The organism is Pedobacter cryoconitis (assembly GCF_014200605.1).
Classification (GTDB): Bacteria; Bacteroidota; Bacteroidia; order Sphingobacteriales; family Sphingobacteriaceae; genus Pedobacter; species Pedobacter cryoconitis_B.
Genome location: NZ_JACHCE010000009.1, coordinates 62,812 through 83,974, shown reverse-complemented (window position 1 = coordinate 83,974; position 21,163 = coordinate 62,812). Strand labels below are relative to the sequence as shown.

Sequence of the window (21,163 nt, the reverse complement as noted above, 5' to 3'; positions counted from 1 at the left end):
AATTATTATACTAAATTTATTTCGACAACCAATTATAAACCAACCCCCCTGATAAAGGAAATGAATTAAAGGACTACGAAAAACCTTCAATTCGAACCACTTAAACTATGAACTCATTAAGCATTTACGACGGCTTAGTTTTCCTGGTCTACTTTCTGATAGTCGCTTTATACGGCTGGACAGTATACCGCAAAAAACAAGCACAAAAAGAAAATTCAAAAGATTTCTTCCTCGCAAAAGATTCACTAACATGGTGGGCCATAGGCGCCTCCCTGATTGCATCTAACATCTCAGCAGAACAATTTATCGGAATGAGCGGCTCTGGCTTCACCATGGGTCTGGCTATTGCCAGTTACGAATGGCTGGCTGCCGCGACCCTGATTATTGTAGCTATATTTTTCATTCCGGTCTATATCAAAAACAAGATATACACCATGCCGCAGTTCCTTGGGCAGCGGTATAACAGTACAGTAGCGATGATTATGGCTATTTTCTGGCTCCTGCTTTATGTTGTAGTGAACCTGACCTCTATCCTTTATCTTGGAGCGCTGGCCATCAACAGTATATCAGGCATTAATATCACTGCCTGTATGTATGTCCTTTCAGTTTTCGCTGTAATTATTACCCTTGGCGGGATGAAAGTAATTGGCTATACAGATGTCATTCAGGTATTTTTCCTGATCCTTGGCGGTCTGGCAACCACATACCTGGCATTAGAACTGGTATCCACCCATTTTGGAACCACAGGCGTATTTAATGGCCTTGCATTGATCAAAGAAAAAGCTACCGATCACTTCCACATGATCTTCCGTAAAGAAGATGCACATTACATGGATCTGCCAGGATTATCTATATTAATTGGTGGAATGTGGATCGTTAACCTCAATTACTGGGGCTGTAACCAATATATTACACAACGTGCATTGGGTGCAGATTTAAAGACTGCCAGAAGCGGATTATTATTTGCTGCATTCCTTAAATTACTCATGCCGGTTATTGTAGTTTTACCAGGTATTGCCGCATATGTTTTGTACAAAGAAGGTTATGGAGACTTCCATAAGTCCATGTTAAAAGACGGCTCTTTAAATGCAGATTCTGCCTATCCGGTTTTACTTAATTTATTACCGACAGGGCTTAAAGGATTATCCTTTGCTGCCTTAACAGCAGCAATTGTAGCGTCCCTTGCCGGAAAGGCAAATAGTATTGCAACTATATTCACCCTTGATGTTTATAAGAAAGTTATCAATAAAAATGCTGACGAAAATAAACAGGTCATTGTAGGCAGGATTACTGTAATTGTAGCAATGGTCCTTGCTATTATTATAGCTCCCCAGCTTGGCATAGACAAAAAAGGGGGATTCCAGTTTATACAAGAATACACAGGATTCGTTTCTCCGGGTATTTTCGCCATGTTTTTACTTGGATTCTTTTGGAAAAGAACCACATCGAATGCAGCATTATTTGCTACCATCGGCGGTTTCATTTTATCCGTATTCTTCAAAGTACTGCCATCATTCGCTAACCTGGAATGGCTGAGCCCTTATGGTTTCTCTAAACTTGTTGAACAGAAAAATGGTGCCATGTTATATGAAATCCCTTTTATTGACCGTATGGGTTTTGTATTTGCAATCTGTGTCATTGCCATGTTCATCATCAGTAAACTGGAAAACAGAAATGGTATTAATCCTAAAGGCCTTGAAATAGACAGAAGTATGTTTAAAACCAATCAGAGTTTCGCTATAGGCTCACTGATTGTAGGCGGGATTATTGTCGCACTATATAGTCTGTTCTGGTAAAAATCAATTCAAAAACAAAGCCCCTCAATCTATAGGATCGGGGGGCTATTGCATCCATTTGTGTGTGTGTTTGGAATTTCATCTACCCAAAAATTCAAATTCCTGTTAATATCAACATTGGCAAGCAACAAAACACACCATGAAGATCCCTTAGGCAACTACCATTACCCGATTCCGGAGTTCGAATCTTAACCTATTTAACAGTAAAACGTAAGGAAATACTGAAACGCTACAGTGAATAAAAAAAAAATTTAATCTTTCAATAAATTGGCTTTTGTATACTCCCAGTTCATCCTGGCAATATTCAAAACGGATATCCCCTGCGGGCATTCCACTTCACAGGCTTCTGTATTACTACAATGCCCAAATCCTTCCTCATCCATTCGTGATACCATTTTTAAAACTCTTTTAGCGGCTTCCTTTTCTCCCTGAGGAAGCTTTGCCAGATGAGAGATCTTGGCAGAAGTAAAAAGGGCAGCACTCGAATTTTTGCAGGTAGCCACACAGGCCCCACAACCAATACAGGCCGCAGAATCAAAAGCGGATTCAGCACTTTCGTGTGTAATCAGTAAAGTATTTGCTTCTGCAGGCTGACCGGTACTGGCCGTAATAAAACCACCTGCCTGTATAATACGGTCAAAAGATGAGCGGTCTACTTTAAGGTCACGCTTTACCGGAAAAGCCTTCGCCCTGAAAGGTTCCACATAAATCGTGGCGCCATCTTCAAATTCCCTCATATGTAACTGACATGCCGTTAAACCAGGAACTGGTCCATGTGCCTGACCATTAATCATCATTCCACAGGTTCCGCAGATTCCCTCCCGGCAATCATGGTCAAATTCAACAGGCATTTCCCCTTTTACAATCAGCTGCTCGTTCAGCGTATCCATCATCTCCAGAAAAGACATATGATGATCTACCTGATCCAGCATATAATCTACCAGTTTTCCTTTAGTCTTTGCATCTTGCTGACGCCATATTTTAAGATGTATCTTCATGATTTGCTAGCTATAACTTCTTACTGATAATTTAATAAACTCAAATTCTAAGGGTTCAGGATGCAATACAGGGGCCGCATCAATTCCTGCCCACTCCCAGGCAGACACATAACAATAATTTTTATCGTCCCGCAAAGCTTCCCCATCTGCAGTTTGATATTCTTCCCTGAAATGTGCTCCGCATGATTCTTCCCTGCTCAATGCATCATGGCACATTAATTCTGCGATCTCCAGGTAATCAGCGATCCTGCCTGCCTTTTCCAGTTCTCCATTAATTTCAGCAGCACTCCCCGGAACAATCAGCTCCTTATAAAACTCAGCACGCAATGTTTTAATCCCTGCAATCGCTTCGGTCAATCCTGTCTTTGAGCGTGAAAGCCCGCATTTATCATATAATAATTTCCCTAGTTTTTTATGGAAGTAATCTGCTGTTTTTGTACCCTTAATTTGGCAAAGCTCATTTAGCTGTGTAACGACCTCTTTTTCAACCCGCTCAAATTCAGGATGCTCAACAGTTATTTTATCTTTTTTCAGCTCGCCTGACAAATAATTAGCCAGCGTATAAGGAAGGATAAAATAACCATCAACACAAGCTTGCAATAAAGAATTTGCACCCAGTCTGTTTGCACCATGATCAGCAAAGTTAGCTTCTCCAATAGCAAATAAACCAGGAATGGTAGTCATCAGTTCATAATCTACCCATAAACCACCCATAGAAAAATGCGCAGCCGGAGAAATTTTCATCGGGGCGATATAAGCATCATCGGCAGTTATCTTTTTATACATAGAAAACAGATTTCCGTATTTCTCTTTGATCTTATCTTTTCCCTGCTCTTTAATTGCCTTTGAAAAATCAAGATATACTGCATTTTTCTGCGCCCCAACTCCAAAACCAGCATCTATTCTTTCTTTTGCAGCCCGCGAAGAAATATCTCTCGGCGCCAGGTTACCAAAAGAAGGATAACGTCTTTCCAGGTAATAATCCCTTTCCTGTTCAGGGATATCATTTGCAGCCCTTTCCTCATTGGCTAATTTAGGTACCCAGATCCTGCCATCATTTCTGAGTGACTCGGACATCAGTGTTAATTTAGACTGGTAATCACCGGATTGGGGCAAACTGGTTGGGTGAATTTGTGTCCAGCTTGGGCAAGCCATCAAAGCACCTCTTTTATGTGCCCGCCAGATAGCAGATCCATTACAGCCCATCGCCAGTGTGGATAAATAATAGATTTTACCAAATCCACCTGTAGCTACAACCACAGCTTCTGCCGCAAAACGTTCAATTACCCCTGTATCCAGATTTCGTGAAATAATCCCCTTTGCCTTCCCTTCAACAACCACAAGATCCAGCATTTCATGTCTGCTGTATAAAATTACCTTGCCAAGAGAAACCTGTCTCATTAGCGCCTGATAAGCCCCCAATAGTAATTGTTGCCCGGTTTGCCCCCTGGCATAAAAAGTACGGCTAACCTGGACCCCACCAAAAGAACGGTTACTTAAATAACCTCCATACTCTCTGGCAAAAGGTACACCTTGTGCAACAGCCTGATCAATCAGGTTTAAAGAACATTCTGCCAAACGATAAACATTAGCTTCCCTGGCCCTGAAATCTCCGCCTTTCAGCGTATCATAAAACATCCGGTAAACCGAATCTCCATCATTCTGATAATTTTTAGCGGCATTTACACCACCCTGAGCAGCGACCGAATGTGCTCTTCTGGCCGAATCCTGAAAACAGAAAGAAGTTACAGGATAACCTTGCTCTGCCAGAGAAGCAGCGGCCGAAGCTCCTGCCAACCCTGTTCCAACCACAATTACAGGTAATTTTTTTCTATTTGCAGGATTTACCAGTTTAGCCTGTGCTTTATAGTGGCTCCATTTATTTTCTAATGGGCCAGCTGGTATTTTAGCATCTAATTCCATAATCCGAATTGAGTAAGATGAACATATACTGGAATGATAGCAAAACCTATCGTGATCACATAACTGTAAACTGTTCCAAAAACCTGTACAAGCCTGGCATAACCGGGATGATATAAACCCAGTGTCCTGACTGCACTTTTAAAACCATGTAAAAGATGAAAGCCTAATGCAAACATGGATAGTACATAAACAAACACATACCACCACGATTTAAAAGCGTACACTACTACTGTATATAAATCTTTATTTCCATTTTTATCAAAAGGCAGCACTCCAAATTTATAGACATACCAGAAATCTTTAAAATGGATCACCAGAAAGATCAGGAGTAAAGTACCCAGTATCCCCATATTTCTGGAATACCATTTACTGGCCTGCTTACGGTTATCATATGCATATTTTGCTGCTGTTTTTCTATTCCTGATCGTGATATACAAAGCATCTGCTGCATGTGCAATCAGAGATAAATAAAGGATATAAGAGATAGCCTTAATAAATATATTACCAGACAAAAGATTAGAGTAGTAATTGAAACTTTCTCCTGCACGGTCTGCGGGTAATAATAACTGGAGATTGCCCAGTAAATGTATAACCAGGAAAAAACACAGGAAAAGTCCGGTCAGGGCCATCAGGTTTTTTCTGGATAAAGTGCTTTGAAGAAAGGCTGCTGTCATATTTTTATATTTAAATTCGCTAATAAACTCCGGTAATTTTCCACCATAAACCACCCAGTCCCATCCAGATTGCCAGTAAGACAACCCCGATAATCAGTCCCATAATCCACCATTGTTTAACATCCACATATCCGCTTCCGAAATATACCGGTGCAGGACCATGCGCATAATGCGTGATGGTACCAAATAATGATCCTGTAAATCCTAACATTAATGCAAGCAACAATGGAGGTACCCCCATTGCAATACCTACGGCTAACAATGCAGCATACATTGCAGCGACGTGTGCCGTAGCACTTGCGAATAAATAATGACTTAGAAAATAAACCACAATAATGATTGGAAATGCCAATGTCCATGACATACCTAAAAGTATCCCTTGTATTAAGTGCCCAAACCAGGGAATAAAGCCTAACTCATTCAGTGATCCTGCCATCATTACCAATGTTGCGAACCAGACAATAGTATCCCAGGCCCCTTTTTCGGCTTTCACATCTTCCCATGTCAATACTTGTGTAAGCAATAAAATGGAAAGTCCGATAAATGCAGTCGTTGTCGCATCTATTTTAAACAGGTCACCCGTTACCCAAAGCACTAGTAAAATTACAAATGCCAATAGCATCAGCCACTCATTTTTAGTGATCTTCCCCATCTCTTTCAATTTAGCAACAGCCATTGCAGGTGCTTCTGTTGTTTTCTTCAATTCAGGAGGAAAGATCTTATATAATAAATAAGGGATAATAATTACCGAAGCCATTCCCGGAACAATGGCTGCCCAGAACCAGGACATCCAGCTGATATGAATTCCCATATCTGCCGCAAACTTCTGACACATTGGATTACTCGCTGTTCCGGTAAGAAATATGGCAGAAGCAATCAGATTCATATAATAACTGTTTAAAGTAAGATAAGCACCTACTTTACGATGTGTTTCTGGTTTATCCGGCATAGAGCCCAGACTCATCGCCATAGATTTCATAATCGGATAAATGATCCCCCCACCCCTGGCTGTATTACTTGGAATAGCAGGAGCCAGCATTAAATCGGCAGCGCCAAGACTATAAGCTAAGCCCAATGAACTTTTACCAAATAATTTGATAAAAATATAGGCGATTCTGCTTCCCAGGCCCGTTTTGATAAAGCCACGGGCGATAAAAAAACTGATCCCGATCAGCCAGATGACTTTATCACCAAAACTTCTTAAAGCAAGTGTAATTGATTTTCCGGGGTTTCCCGGAGCAAGAACTCCCGTCATCGCCACAAGCGCAATGGCCATCATACAGAGCGTACCCATACTTGCTGCTTTCAGGATAATCCCAATAATAGTAGCTAAAAAGATAGCCAGTAAATGCCAGGCTTCTGGTTTAACTCCTTCGGGAGCCGGAATAAACCAGATAGCAAGCCCAAATACCACTGTAATCAGTAATGGAATAAGTTGAATTTCATTTTTTGGAGGCGCTGCCGCCGCTGGAGCAGATGTAGTTTTCATGGTTTATATAACTTATAATCTTGATTGAACCTGTATCACAAACATTTCATTATTGTATTGTGTAGTTGCAGGAATATTTCTTTTATAACGGTCAATATTTACGCCCACCTGAATACGGGCGCTATAGGCTTTCAGGAATTCTGCACTGACCATAGGCGTCCAGGTTTGTCTTGGATTAGAAGCATGTTTAAAATCACTGTCAAAATTTTCATACCTGCAGGAGAACTCCAGAGAGCTCAAACGGTGATAATTGATTGCATATCTTAAATTAGGCAGAAAATACATCCCGCGCATCTGATAATTCCCTACCCCACCCACACGTTTTGCAGAGTCAAGTCCAAAATAATAAGTATGATTATTGCCTTGTTTAAATTCTGTTTCCAATTCCAGGGACCACTTTTTACCTAATGGAATAACCCCTGATAAATCTACACCAGATGCGTATACATTGTCGCCAGAAACCGTTGCAAACCCACCATTCAACCCTAATTTTATATTCAGGCTTTTCTGTAAACCCAGTTCAACTCTCGAAGAAAAATGCTTTCCGTTATCATTATCCATCACCTGGTTCCTATTATTTCCATTAACCACAGAAAGTTCATATTTCACAGGTATTTCTCCATGGGTAGCTCCGTAAATACTTGCACCGATCTGAAAACTCTGCCATCCGTTATTACCAAAAGCTGCATACTGATTAGAATAATCCAATGATTTGATCACATCAACAGGGTACATATCTTCCAGACCAAAGGCTGGTCTGAACTGCCCCATTTTTAAATTGATATAATTGTCCAGTCTATAAGTGATATAAGCATTTTCGAGTACCTTATTTTTAGGGTCGCTTTTAAAATCTGCCAGGTTTAGCAATAAAACTACATCTGTACGGTCAGAAATTTTTGAAGTGAATTGCAATCTTGCCCGCTTGATATCAAAGTCATTGTAAACAGCTTTTCCATCAGGATGCTGCAGACCATTCAAATCAACATTTTTATTTCCGCTAAAAACATATCTGGCCTGGAACAGTCCTTTCATCGTAATTTTGCCTTTAGCCGTAGAATCTTTTTTGGCAATTTCCTGAGCTGTTACGTGGAAAATCCCAGTCAGCGAGAATACTAATATCATTAAGAGTTTATTCATATATATTTAATTTTCAGCTAAAAAAAACCGGATCATTTATAAAAAAAATTGTTGATTTATTTGGTCTATACAAAGATCCCTGATAATATGACACCCTGACGTGTCCACAATCATATCAAAATATGACCTTCATCAATTAACTTTACTCATTAAAACTATTAATAAACAATAGAGAAAAACAATAAAAAGAATAAGCTAAACAGAATTAATAACATTTAATTATTAATACTCTGGCCAATGAATATAATAAATATATTTCTCAAAAATCGCGCTTGATCTCTGAATGAAGGATTAAATAAATATAAAGCTCTAATTTTTAACGATTACAAATACATGGAAAGAAATAAGAAATACAGTTTACTTAAACTATCATTATTTTCTTATTATATCCTGATTTAGCAGGCAGAACTGAAAAAAGTCAAATTATATTTCAAAGGTCTAATACCTGGTCTTTATTAATCCGGCGATTTTATTTAGAATGATTACACTTATCACTAGGAATCTTAAATTAATATCATTTACTTTGCTCGCTTTATCTTAATTCATTCTAAATAAATTAAGATATTATTTTTTTCAGCAGCTCAAACGAATTAGTTTTTAGATTTCAGTTATGACTTTAAAAAAAATCAATGCATGGTTACATTTATGGCTTGGAATTGGTTCAGGTCTGATTGTATTTATAGTAAGTATTACTGGCTGCATCTATGTTTTTGAAAAAGAAATAAGAAGTCTTTACCAACCCTGGCAGTTTGTACAGCCTCAGGAAAAATCATTCCTGCTACCCACTCAGTTAATTAACAGTGCAAAGCCACAATTAGGTAAATTAAAGCCTACTTCAATTAATTATGGTCAGAAAAGCGAAGCTGCAACTGTTAATTCTGTAAATAGAAAAAAGGGCACAAGTCTGGTTGTCTATCTGAATCCCTACACAGCCGAAATATTACATATTGAGAAAAAAAGCAAAAAAAGTAATTCTGATTTCTTCAGGTTTATTCTGAATGGGCACCGCACGCTCTGGATGGGTAAAACAGGTTCTAAGATTATCGGCATAGGAGTTCTTATATTTGTATTTTTACTCATCTCAGGAATTATCTTATGGTGGCCTAAGAAATGGATTAAATCTATCCGGGATAAGAGCTTCAAGATTAAATGGGATGCTAATTTTAAAAGAGTCAACTACGATCTGCATAAAGTTGCAGGGTTTTATGTTTTCCTGATTTTACTCCTGATTTCCCTGACCGGCCTTGTCTATAGCTATAAATGGTATAGTAAATCTTTATACTGGGTAACTTCCGGAGGTAAATCTTTACAGGCACAGCCGAAAGCATTATCAGATACGACAGGTAATCACAAATTTCAGCCCGAAAATATTGACAAAATATACAGCAAACTTGCTACTACCGATCAGGCCTCAGGAATGTTTATTACACTGCCTTCAAAAGCTTCGGATGCGCTGGGCTTTATCGTTTACTTAAAAGCAGGTGCGATTTATAAAGCAGACAGATATGCCTTCGATCAATATACCTTAAAGCCTATTACAGGTAATTCACCATTGTTAGGAAAATATAAAGATGCAAGTGTAGCCGATAAGATCAGAAGAATGAACTATGATTTGCACGTAGGTGCAGTGATGGGCCTTCCGACTAAAATTATAGCATTTCTGGCAAGTCTTATATCTGCAAGTCTTCCAATTACCGGATTTATAGTTTGGTACGGTAAAAAATTCAAAAAGAAAAAAGGTAAAAAACCACTGGTTCAGGAAAAAATGGTCTTGAAAAAGAAAAATGCGCCATGGGAGCTTAAAAAAGTAAGCACTGCAGCTATGCAGGAACCTGTTGCTTAACCACATTCAAAAATAATTTCAGGAATATTCAGATTTTAGCTGTAATAAGATCCTTATCGGACATATTGGGGTATTCAAATGCGTCTGCTTATCCTGTTCTGCTCCCTTAACATTTATTTAAATTTTCATATCAATATATTTTGCAACTATGTTGCAAATAACTATATTAGCATTGTTGCAACCGGGGACAAGCCAAAAACCCGTTATCACTCAGGCATTATTATATCAATGTTATGGATCATGATGTGCAATAGCACATGATAGCTTCATTCATGTTAAAAAAAATAATCTTATGAAAAATCAATCAGAAAAAATCAAGTTAAATCTTGAAGATCTTCAATTAGAGAGCTTTGTAACAAGTATTGACAGTGAAGTTGCAATGCGTTTATCAGGTGGTTTAGGTAATGTATCAGAACCTACACATACAGAACCAACAGACGATCACCATACACCTCCAATTAAGTGTACTACAGTTATCTGCTAATCAATTCAATACAAATAAAAGGGGGCCGGTGCGGCCTCCTTTTATTCATCTTCTTCCTGCATACCAATTATTCCACTCATAACCAGTGACCTGATTTGCAGTATAATTCTTTCCTTCAATACAGTAGTCTCTAATTTCAACTGTTCATTTTCTAAGAAACTATCTATGATTAAACTGATCAGTCTTTTTCCTGTAACAGACTGCTGATCGAGACGGCTAATTAATAAAGCACTGAGCTGCCCGATGTAAACAGGACTTACCCCATTCGGTTCAGCTATAAACAATACAGCCTGATGAGTTTTCGCCAATACCATCAGCTCTTTAAGTCGCGAACCCAGACTATAAAAAAACACATGATCCTGTAGCTTAAAAGACAAATTACATAACTCTTCATCAGTAGCCAAAGACAACTGTTTAGCCTTATTCAGAATATATTCATTTTTCTTTTGATAACATAAATACCCTTTATGCCTTTTCCACCAGGCAGCCATTTTATTTTCAAAACAGAAGATTTCAGCGCCTCCATGATCTTTATCGTTTGATAACTGACCTATTTTCTCCAAAACCTGCTCTTCAAATTCCCTGACATTTTCAGCTTGCAGCTGATCTGTAAAACCAGGTGCATACGTATTCAAAAAATGAATCGTCCGCGCATAATGAGTTGAAAACAGGTGGTGCTGAATAGCTGATTTATCAGGACTGACCAGTGTAGTGGTCATTTTTTGATTTCGGGGTAAAACCGGATAAACTGCATTATTCATTTCTTTGTTCAATAACTGCAAAAGCATATACCCTGCTCCCGCCTTACCTGATAGTAATCCATAATCAAATTGATTAGCCGATATATAAGTATTATAACTCCTTTTTCGCTCATACTGAGTCTTAGCCTGATCCATAACCCGCATAAATAAAGTAGAATAATCTTTCTCCATAAACCCAGAAAACTCCGATACAAAAAGCAGTATACCTGCATAACCACTGCAAAGGGTAAAATCAGTTCTATCCAGCTCCTTGAGATCCTTTAAACACCTTTGCATCACTAGCTTACATTGCCGGAAATAAAGCTCATTTCCCGTTATTTTATAAGCGAAAAGCCTTGCCAGCCCTATACCTGCTGCACCATGAGCCCATGAGTTTACTTTTTTCATTTCCGGAAGGAAAATATTCAGGTCCCATTTATAGGCATCCGGCAAACTTAATCTATACTTCCCTAACCTCAGATCAAGCCAATTTCCTGATTCAGCATGAAAATACTGCATTTCATAGGCTAAAGCCTGTTCTCCAAGATAAATCAACCCCTCATCTTTAAAATAATTGCCCACCTGCATTAAAACATAGGCAATGCCAGACGCACCATGAGAAAATCCAGCCAGACTATCAAAAGCAGATTTCGATTGATTATAATCCCACTTCAGCCCAGTTTCAGAAATCCTTGCTTCGCTAATAATTCTATCAATAAGCTGGCGAATAATAGCCAGTAAGTTCTTTGTTCTGAGATGATGATATAACAAAGTTATCACCAATAAACTACCAGAATAACCGCTTAAAAAATCGGCCTTAGCAGTATTATTAAAGATATTTTCTTGATTGTCCAGCATTAAACGGGAAGCAGTGCGAAGATATTTTTCTTCCTGATTATGCTCATATAATTTAATACATACATAAGCTACACCGGTTAAACCAGTGTAAAACCCAAACGACTTTGGACTTATTACATCCTCCGACTGCAGGACTTTATTCATGACATCTTCTGCCATTTTCAGGTCTTCTCTTTTACCGGAAAATTCAAAAAGACCTATATAAAATAACGCAATACCACTATTTCCATTAAAAATGTCAAATGTTGTTTTAAAAACAAACTGGTCTGCGGACTCATAATAGGGACTTTGCCAGTAAACACCAGTTTCATCTCTCCTGCAAGAAGAAATCAGATCGTTTTTAATCTGCTCCAGCTGTCCTTGAATCTTTTTGATTTGTAAAGGGCTAAACGAAATCATACATTTTTTAAATTAAGTACCAGCAATAAAATGAAGACATTGAAGCGTACAGTACATCCCATAAGCTTCTTCATAGTTAGATATACCCAGGCGGTTGTTATTCATATGCAGCATACTGGTTATAATTCCTGTAAGTTTTATTTCTTCAAAACCGGCCGACTGATAATTTTGAAGCAGCTGAATATTTACATTTAATAACTCCTGAACATTTTCATTTGCTGTACCCGCAGCCAGATCATCCCAGAAATCTTTTGAGGCAGGTAAAATGAACTCCTTATTTCTGCTAAACGAGATTTCGAATTCTTTGAACCATTGTGTTTTTTGTCCAGCCGCATCTTCTTGCTGCTGATAAAGCCGGGGAAGCCAGCCTTCAATAAAAAAAGTACAGATGTGAATTAACCGGGGGATTTCGTTCCGCAAAGCAAACAATAAGATCAGGTGCAGCTGCAGTGCTTGTATTAAAACAGAAGCGCCCGGTTTTTTTGTATTGATCCAGTTTAAAATGAAAGCTGAAGATTTAAAAAAATGAACTTCAGCCCAGGGCAAAGACCGCTGATCACCATAACGCTCTGTTTCAGGCTCATAAGCTGTAAACCGGATATAATGATTGACAAATAAGTTTTTTTTGTTCAGAGAAGAAGCTTCACCTAAATCCGGATATTGAAAGAAAAAAGAATTGGCCCTTTCTTTCAGTTCTTTAGACAAAATCTTATGCATTGCAGGATCAGCATTCATTCTCAACCTGATATGACTTCCGTTTTCCCAATAACGAATAAAGAAATAATAATTATCCTGCGCCGGTTCAGGAAAAAAGTCCTGGATAAACGGAGTCACCAGCCGGCTTAACATCAAGTCCAGATCTCCGGGATAAAACAAATAAACGGCCAGCCATGTATTGCCCATGAAGTGCTAATTTTTAAACGATTCATATTTATACCACTGCAGCAGATATTCTTTTACAGGTTCATGATGATTGGATTTCTCTGTACGATGTGTAGCAGGAAGCATTTCTTCGATGATCAGATATTCCCCTGCCCTTGCCAGTAAACGTTTAAACATTTCAATCAGCAAGGGTTGTTCAAACGAAATAAACTGAGGTTTATAATCATCATTTAATCCCTCCTTTTTGCCTTTTACAGCTGAAACTGGCTTAATTACAAAAGATCTTTTTCGCAGAAACAAAAATATATCCACAGGGATCCCATGCTGGATCCGCCATGTATTGATACGAAGAAAATAAGCATATGCCGTTTCTGAAGCCCCCTCTACAGGTATTGAAGCTGTTTTTACCCTCCAGGTTCTCCTTCTGATAATGACCGTGTCTTCATAAGTAATCCTTGGCAGGGATTCAATATCCTGCTCTTGTTCCTGATCAATATTCAGATAACAGGCATCAACCAGGTTTATAAATGGCTGTAAAGCAAGTTTCGTTTCCTGGTTAAAATGAGACATTAACTGATATAGATTAGAGCGGTTATAAAAAGACTCCAGACATAAATCGTAGGTAAATACCTCCTCGTCCTGATAACTCAGTTTTAAAGAATTTTTACTTTGTTCAAAACTCACAAAAAGCGCATTAACTGGTATTTGCTGTTCTTCAGGATAACTTTTATTTCCACCTGGCAAAGCAAGTTCATGACTGAGCAATGAAGGATGGATATTCGCGTTAAAACTGGAGGCATCATTTAATTCTACCTTGAGTGTTTCCGGGTGGAGCTGCGTATTGTATCTGATAAAATCAGATGTAATATCAGGGTTAAATAAGGATAAGAACCTGCCACTTACTTTCCCCATTCCTGGCAGTACGGTATTGATCACGCCAAAAAACCGTTCCTGACCTCCTTGTTCACCGGCTGGTTTCCCTTTATAGAACTGGACAAAAATACCTCTTGAATACTGATTTGCGGTTTTCAGCGTATCCGGTACTGACAGTTCTGTAAAGAAGTCATTTCTAAGATTTAACAGATTGGGTCTATGCAGTGTCAATGCAACCAGTTTTTCACTTATTGCTTTCTCCCAATCACCAGAAACAGGAGCCGGAAGCCCTTCTTTTGCAATTTTTTCCTTTTCTGGTTTTTTAACATGAAAATAGTATGCCTCGTAAAAATCAATCACTTTAACCTTTGCCTGAGCAGGATAATGCTGCAGGAAAAAATTAATCATTTTTTCACGTTCAGTATTTAACAGATCCATAGGAAGTAAATGATTCAAAAACTGATCGGTTTTTGCCGTGAATTCATGAAGTGCAATGTCAGCGAGGATTTCTTTCTCAGTTGTATAACAATCTTCATAAAACAACTGCCTGCCAGAGAAATGATGAGGCTTGAAATTCATAGTCTCAAAAGTCCCGTCAGCAGGCTTTACCGGAGTTTTTTCCTTAACAGATACCGGCAATCCTGCTTCTGTCTGCAATTTTTGAAAAACATCAGCTACAATCTTCTCCGCATAATCTAAAATCAACTTTCGTTTTGTAATATCGCCACCAGCATAGGCCAGCCGATATTGCTGCAATTGTTTGAATAAATAGATCAGTTGTAAAACGGCCGGCTCTTCTGACTTCAGCTGTACAAAGAAATTTAATAATTTGTGGTCCCAGTGCGGGTCAATGCCCGATGTTTTCATTCCTGTTTCCAGTAAACCTGCGGCAGCTAATTTGAAAAGGTAATTTTTAATTGCAGGGTAATCAGCTCCTTCTACAGACTCTGACAGGTTATTTGCCAATTCTTTAACAGTGAGCAATTCCAGTCTGTCTTTAAGCTGATCAAATACCAGAAGCTGCAAACCTGAGGCAGAAATCTGCTGAAAAGATTCAATATTATTGAAGTTGACCAGGAAATGTATTTTATCCGCTCTGATGACGGCCGTTTTATTGAGTTTTACGGTCAACAGTTCATGAATAACAGGATGATGAACTAAAATAGATTTCAGGTATTCAAATAATGCATTATTGAGCCGGAGGCTATTTTCTACTTCTTTAACTACCGGTGCAGAATTTAAGGCCCGGACAGCTGCCAACTGCATAATTCCGGTATAGGTGAAAGTGCTGAATGGAGAAGTTTTAAAACACATCCTGGTGAGGTAGCGCAGCAAACTGAATTCTATCCTATATTCTTTCTGACGAAAAGAAGCGGGCTCCTTAACGCTATATCCTGGCAATTGTTCCAATAAAACCGGGCTCGATAATAGCAGTCCATTTTGCAACCTTGAATCCATTGCCAGCGACTGAAGTTTTTTACTATGTTCAACCAGCAAATTCTTATAATTCAGTGTATTTGTCTGATGAAAGGTCTCCATATTCTTTGCTATTTGCATATAATCCCGAAGATCCAATAGCAAACCGGCAGGAAATATCCCCACAAGTTCTTCCAGTTTTTGGGCAGAAACTTTCTTATCATTAAATACCTGTCTTTTAAGATTAATCAAGTGCTGTCTGAGCACATCATCTGTCTGAATAGTAATTAAATCAAATAAACCATCACAGATCAATGTTCTAAGTCTTGCTTTTGCAGCTGCCATACGCTGCTCTTTTTGTAATATCCCTTTTGATTCTTCCAGTTTAAAAGAATCAAAAACCTGGTAGTGCATACCAGCATATCTTACCAAAGAGTGCGGAAATATCTCAATACTCATCCTTTTCTTGTTTAAATTTTACGGTCCGGGTTTATTTTATTTTTCATCCGTTACTTACTCAGTTCCAGCTGATTTTTAATCAGTTTATAATAACTTCCTTTCAATCCTATTAACTCCTGATGTGTTCCTTTTTCGACAAGCACGCCCTGGTGCAATACCACAATCTGATCCGCATTTTTCACCGTACTCAGCCTGTGCGCTACGATCACCACAGTTTTCCCGGCAAAGAAATTATTCAGGTTATTGACAATTGACAACTCATTATGTGCATCAAGAGAATTGGTAGCTTCATCCAGAAATATGTAGGCAGGGTTCCTGTAAATCAGTCTTGCAATCAGTAGCCGTTGTTTTTGGCCTTCACTTAAGCCGTATCCGTCTTTTCCAACAACAGTATCATATCCAAAAGGCATTGCCATAAAAAAATCGTGCATATTAGCCAGTTTGGAAACTTCATAAAGACGTTTCTCATCTTTTATCGCCGACCCGGCAAAAATATTATTGGCTATCGTATCCATAAAGACATAGCCATCCTGCATGACTACCCCACAAGCTGCCCGCCACTGTTTAGCATGCACCTGATCAACTGGCTTATCGCCTATGGTAATAGATCCCTTACTCACCTGATAAAACTTCAGTAACAATTTAATCAAGGTGGTTTTCCCACTTCCGCTCATCCCTACAATAGCAGTAACTTTTCCCGCCGGAATAAACAGGTCAACATTTTTCAACACAAACGGGGCCTGACTATTTCCATATTGAAAACTTACCTGTTTCATCCTGATATCTTCGGGAGCAGCGGTCAGGGGTTGATACTGCACGTCAAAATCTTCTTCAGCTTCCTGATGTACTTCGGCCATCCGCTGTAAACTGAATTTTGTATTTTGAGATACCCTTGCAAACTCAACAAGCTGGGTGACGGGGGTATTGAGCTGTCCGCAGATATATGTAATAGCCAGCATCCCCCCCAAGGTGACCTGGTCGTTAATCACGAGCATAGCCGCAGCATAGGTAATCAGGACATTTTTAACCTCATTAATGAAATAACCAATGCCCTGCATCAGCTGATCTAATTGTAAAGCTTCGAGTTTGAGGTCATAAGACTGATCTTGTAAACCTTCCCACAATTGTTGTTTTTCATTTTCACTACCAGTCAGTTTAATCTCCTGCATCGCATAAAAGATCTCCAGTAACAATTGCTGATTAGCGGAAAGTACTTTGAATTTTTTCTGATCAATCACTTTCCTTTTCTGTTTAAAAGAATTTGACCAGGCCACACTCAAAAGAGCACCGGTAAGAAAAATCAAAAAGATCTGCCAGTTATAATAACATAATACCCCACCAAGTACAACCAATGTAATTGCAGACAGAATAAAGCTGATCAGCGAGTTAGTCAGAAATTCCTCTACCCGTTGATTGTCATTGACCCGCTGCATATTATCACCCGCCTGGCGGTTATCAAAAAAAGAAAAAGGCAATTGCATGAGCTTTGCTAAAAACTCTTTCAGTAAAATAATACTTGTTCTGGCCCCCAGTCTGAATAGTAATCTTGCCCTTAAAAAGTCCATTAGCATTCTTCCTGAAAACAACATCAGCTGTCCGATACAAATCAGGAAAAGCAGGTTCGTATTTTTCCCATGAATGCCCTTATCCACAATCTGCTGAGTCAAAAAGGGGATAATTAAAGAAAAAACGCTGGCCAGTAAAAGGCTAAGGCCAACAGGGATCAGACTTTTACGGTGTAACTTAAGATAAGGCACTAAAGACCATAAAGAAGCTAAATGAGCTGTGATACTTTCTTTAGCCTGAAAAACAGCCGTGGTTTCCAGTAATAAAGCTCTGCCAACCTGACTATCCTCTTTAATTTGCCATGAGCTAATAAAATCTGCTCTTCGTACTTTTACTTTTCCACTTAAAGCAGGGTCAGACAAATAAGCGAATTTATCTGTAAGCCGGTATAAAACAACATAATGTTCCTTTTCCCAATGCAGGATACAGGGTAAAGGGGCCTTATTTAAAAGTTGTTCAAAAGGCAGTTCAGCTGCCAGCGTCTTAAAGCCCATTGATTGTGCAGCTTCGACCATACTGGTCATCGTCGTTCCCTGTTTACCTATACTGCATAATTTCCGGAAATAGGCAATAGGAAAAGTTTTACCATAAAATTCAGTAATAATTTTCAGACAGACAGGCCCGCAGTCCATCGCATCGGGCTGTTTATAAAACGGAAATTTCCTGTCAGAAAAGAAGTGACGAAACATAGATGAATTATTCTTAAATACAACACTGTTGCAAATATTATAAATATAATGCAACTTTGATGCAATTAATTATTAATAAATGTCTTTAACAGTACATACTTCTTTACGTACCTTAATCTGGAAAGAATTCAGGTTAGCTTTCCGCGATAGCATGATGGGCACCTTAGCCATTATTATCTATATGCTGTTCATTGCAAGCGGATTACTAACAATTGTTCAATACCAAAAGGACCGGGGGATTATTGAGCGTTCCAATAAAAAATTCCGTCAGCAATGGGAGGCACAACATAACAACCCCCACGAAGCAGCACATTTTGGCACTTATCTTTTTAAACCATTAAACTTATTAAGTGCATTCGATCCCGGATTAAATGATTATTTCGGAACCACTTACCGTGTAGAAGCACATGTGCAGCACGAAGTAGATTACAGTAATGCAGAACGCAATGATGCCCTGATGCGGTTTGGTCAGTTCACACTCGCTCTGATTATGCAATTGCTCATCCCTTTACTGCTTTTATTTATCAGTTCTTCTGCACTGACCTTTGAAAAAGAATCCGGTACTTTTAAAATGCTGATGGCACAAGGTTTAAAACCGCATCAGCTGGTTTGGGGGAAAATCTGGTCAAATTATCTGATGGTAATTTTATTGGTAGCACCTATTTTTATAGTACTGGCCATCGCCATATTATGCTCCCCTTCGGGTAGTATTTTATGGGGCCGTTATCTGATACTCCTTTGCGGTTACCTGTTATTCTACCTGTTGGTTACCCTGGCTGGAGTCCTGGTCTCTATCCTGAGCAGCAGGTCAGGAACGGCCATACTCATCGTTTTAACCATATGGCTGCTGAGCAGTATCCTGCTTCCAAAAATAGCAGCCAGCACCGCTACAGACCGCTATTCTTTACCCTCACGTACAGCATTTAATAATGATGTGAGGCAAGGGTTTTTAAAAGGTATCCATGGAGATGGCCCTTATAATGACAGGGGAGAAAAATACATGGCTGCCCTGTTAACAAAATACAAGGTAAAAAATGCAGATCAGCTCCCTGTAAATCCAGATGGACTGATTCTTCAATACAATGAAGATTATCAGAACAAAGTGTTTGATCATTATTATACCCGGATAGAAGACACTTTTAACACACAACAGTCTTTCCTTGCTTATACTGGCCTGGCAGATCCTTTTATAAGTTTAAAACGGCTCTCTATGGCAATGTCAGGTACAGATTTTTATCACCACCAGACTTTTTTTCAGCAGGCAAAGTCCTACCGCAATGCTTTTATCCGCAGCCTGAATCTTCAGTTAGCGATGAATCCTTCAAAATTTAAAGAAGGTTACCAAACAGACCCCCGGTTTTATGCAAAACTCAAAGACTTTCAATATCAGCCTCCCTCACTGATCATACTAATCTGGCTGCAAAGACAGGCTATATTATCACTATGCTGCTGGGTACTGATCCTTTCTTTAACAATACGGTTTATTACAAAATATTCACTGATCTGATCCATGCACTTATTTAAATTAATTTTCCATTTCGAATGGCGCCAGTTTTTACGTCAGCCCGCCCAGCTGATCACCCTGCTGTTTTTCTTCTTCATGGGATTATACAGTCTGCATAACGGGTATCACTTTGTAGAAAGACAAACAATCGGACTGGATACACTGTCAAAAAACCAACAAGCACATCTTCAGGAGCTGATCAGCAGATTTGATGCCGATACCACGAAGATCAAAGGGAAGATACTGGCCAGCCAGGCAGGACTGCCGCAGGTTATAGAATTCAGGGCTTCACCAGCTGCAACTAATCCACCAGACGGATTAGCCTTAATGGCTATTGGGCAGCGGGACATCCTTCCCTATTTCGATATAATCAATAGTAAACGTGATATCTTAACTCCGCCAAATGCAGAAATTGCCAATCCGGAGAAACTCGCTTCTGGTAATTTTGATTTCTCTTTCGTACTGATCTATCTGTTTCCACTTTTAATTATTATCCTGAGTTATGATCTTTTTTCTAAAGAAGCAGAACAGCAAACCGATCGTTTGCTCACTGTCCAAAGCGGAGAAATAAACCGGATATTAGGTCATAAACTCCTTTTTCGTCTGCTCCTGATCAGCCTGCTGACAACATTACTCAGTTTAACAGGTTTTTTTATACATCCATACCCTACTGCCCTGCATCTGCCTGATGTTTTATTATGGATGTTTATTATTCAGACCTATCTGCTGTTCTGGTTCTCTATCTGCTGGCTGATCATTGTGCAGCGAAAATCATCACGTATTAATGCGCTTACCCTACTTGGGATCTGGTTATTTCTCCTGCTGATACTGCCAGCAATGACCAACAAAATTGCAGCTTTAAAACATCCTGTGCCACTGCGGACAGAACTGGTTTCCAGCCAGCGAGAAACCATGCTCCATACCTGGGAAATGCCAATACCACAACTCCTGAAAGAATTTTATAAAAATAACCCCCGGTACCTACCGCTAAAAAGCACTGCAGATACAGCCATATATGGTAATAAAAGATTTGTAGCCTATTATGATCTTTTAGGAAGACGCATGAATAAAAACGTTAATATATATAAAAACCAGGCAGAATCTCATAACAACTGGTTAAGTAAAATGGCCTGGTTTAACCCTGTAGCCCAAATGCAAAGCTTGCTCAATGCGACCGCAAAAACCGGATTGAGTGATTATATCTATTATCAGCAACAGGTTACGCTCTTTCAAAATCAGTGGGTAAAACTGATGAACGGTTATTTGCTGTCCGAAAAAAAACTAACTGTAAACGAGGTAAAAAATCTGCCCGTCTTTAACCCTGCAGAAGACAAGACAAGATCAGTTCGTATTCTGATCAACTCACTTTCTATCTGGCTGGCCATTCTGCTGATCCTGCTGCTTTCCAATAAAACCTCTAAATAATTAAACCT

General features: G+C 39.0%; 14 protein-coding genes. 5 read left to right on the top strand and 9 right to left on the bottom strand.

What is annotated here, in order from left to right:
- Positions 1-107 precede the first annotated feature (107 nt).
- Positions 108-1,796 carry a sodium/sugar symporter gene (locus HDE68_RS21945; RefSeq protein ID WP_183884381.1) on the top strand — a complete coding sequence of 563 codons (1,689 nt, stop codon included), beginning with the start codon at positions 108-110 and terminating at the stop codon, positions 1,794-1,796.
- Between the two features lie 251 nt (positions 1,797-2,047).
- Here HDE68_RS21945 and HDE68_RS21940 read toward each other — a convergent pair whose 3' ends face one another.
- From HDE68_RS21940 to HDE68_RS21920, 5 genes are read right to left on the bottom strand one after another with little or no spacing between them, the layout of a single operon-like run.
- Positions 2,048-2,794: a succinate dehydrogenase/fumarate reductase iron-sulfur subunit gene (locus tag HDE68_RS21940; protein WP_183884380.1), complete on the bottom strand. Its 747-nt coding sequence runs from the start codon at positions 2,792-2,794 to the stop codon at positions 2,048-2,050.
- 6 nt (positions 2,795-2,800) lie between these two features.
- Positions 2,801-4,717, bottom strand: a complete 1,917-nt coding sequence (locus HDE68_RS21935) for a fumarate reductase/succinate dehydrogenase flavoprotein subunit (protein ID WP_183884379.1) — start codon at positions 4,715-4,717, stop codon at positions 2,801-2,803.
- Positions 4,708-5,391, bottom strand: a complete 684-nt coding sequence (locus tag HDE68_RS21930; protein WP_183884378.1) for a succinate dehydrogenase cytochrome b subunit — start codon at positions 5,389-5,391, stop codon at positions 4,708-4,710. The genes HDE68_RS21935 and HDE68_RS21930 overlap by 10 nt, the downstream gene beginning before the upstream one ends.
- 19 nt (positions 5,392-5,410) lie before the next feature.
- Complete coding sequence (locus HDE68_RS21925; protein WP_183884377.1) at positions 5,411-6,880, bottom strand: anion permease; 1,470 nt, start codon at positions 6,878-6,880, stop codon at positions 5,411-5,413.
- Between the two features lie 12 nt (positions 6,881-6,892).
- Positions 6,893-8,017, bottom strand: coding sequence for a porin (locus tag HDE68_RS21920; RefSeq protein ID WP_183884376.1), 1,125 nt, complete (start codon positions 8,015-8,017; stop codon positions 6,893-6,895).
- Positions 8,018-8,627: 610 nt separating this feature from the next.
- Between HDE68_RS21920 and HDE68_RS21915 the strand changes: the two genes are divergently transcribed.
- Positions 8,628-9,860 carry a PepSY-associated TM helix domain-containing protein gene (locus tag HDE68_RS21915; protein WP_183884375.1) on the top strand — a complete coding sequence of 411 codons (1,233 nt, stop codon included), beginning with the start codon at positions 8,628-8,630 and terminating at the stop codon, positions 9,858-9,860.
- 292 nt (positions 9,861-10,152) lie between these two features.
- Positions 10,153-10,344, top strand: a complete 192-nt coding sequence (locus HDE68_RS21910; RefSeq protein ID WP_183884374.1) for a pinensin family lanthipeptide — start codon at positions 10,153-10,155, stop codon at positions 10,342-10,344.
- 41 nt (positions 10,345-10,385) lie between these two features.
- On the opposite strand, the gene HDE68_RS21905 is transcribed toward HDE68_RS21910, so the two are convergent.
- Genes HDE68_RS21905 through HDE68_RS21890 form a run of 4 tightly spaced genes read right to left on the bottom strand, consistent with a single transcriptional unit; the run spans position 10,386 to position 18,226 of the window.
- Positions 10,386-12,341 (bottom strand): lanthionine synthetase LanC family protein, encoded by a 1,956-nt coding sequence (locus HDE68_RS21905; RefSeq protein ID WP_183884373.1) that lies wholly within the window; start codon positions 12,339-12,341, stop codon positions 10,386-10,388.
- A gap of 12 nt (positions 12,342-12,353) precedes the next feature.
- On the bottom strand, positions 12,354-13,244 hold the full coding sequence (locus tag HDE68_RS21900; RefSeq protein WP_183884372.1) for a thiopeptide-type bacteriocin biosynthesis protein: 891 nt from the start codon (positions 13,242-13,244) through the stop codon (positions 12,354-12,356).
- A gap of 6 nt (positions 13,245-13,250) precedes the next feature.
- Entirely contained in the window at positions 13,251-15,971 is a 2,721-nt protein-coding gene (locus HDE68_RS21895; protein ID WP_183884371.1) for a lantibiotic dehydratase, read from the bottom strand.
- Positions 15,972-16,021: 50 nt separating this feature from the next.
- On the bottom strand, positions 16,022-18,226 hold the full coding sequence (locus HDE68_RS21890; protein ID WP_183884370.1) for a peptidase domain-containing ABC transporter: 2,205 nt from the start codon (positions 18,224-18,226) through the stop codon (positions 16,022-16,024).
- A gap of 79 nt (positions 18,227-18,305) precedes the next feature.
- Between HDE68_RS21890 and HDE68_RS21885 the strand changes: the two genes are divergently transcribed.
- Complete coding sequence (locus tag HDE68_RS21885) at positions 18,306-19,733, top strand: DUF3526 domain-containing protein (RefSeq protein WP_183884369.1); 1,428 nt, start codon at positions 18,306-18,308, stop codon at positions 19,731-19,733.
- Between the two features lie 3 nt (positions 19,734-19,736).
- The gene (locus HDE68_RS21880) at positions 19,737-21,155 is read left to right on the top strand and encodes a DUF3526 domain-containing protein (RefSeq protein WP_183884368.1); all 1,419 of its coding nucleotides are present in this window, start codon (positions 19,737-19,739) and stop codon (positions 21,153-21,155) included.
- Positions 21,156-21,163: the final 8 nt, after the last annotated feature.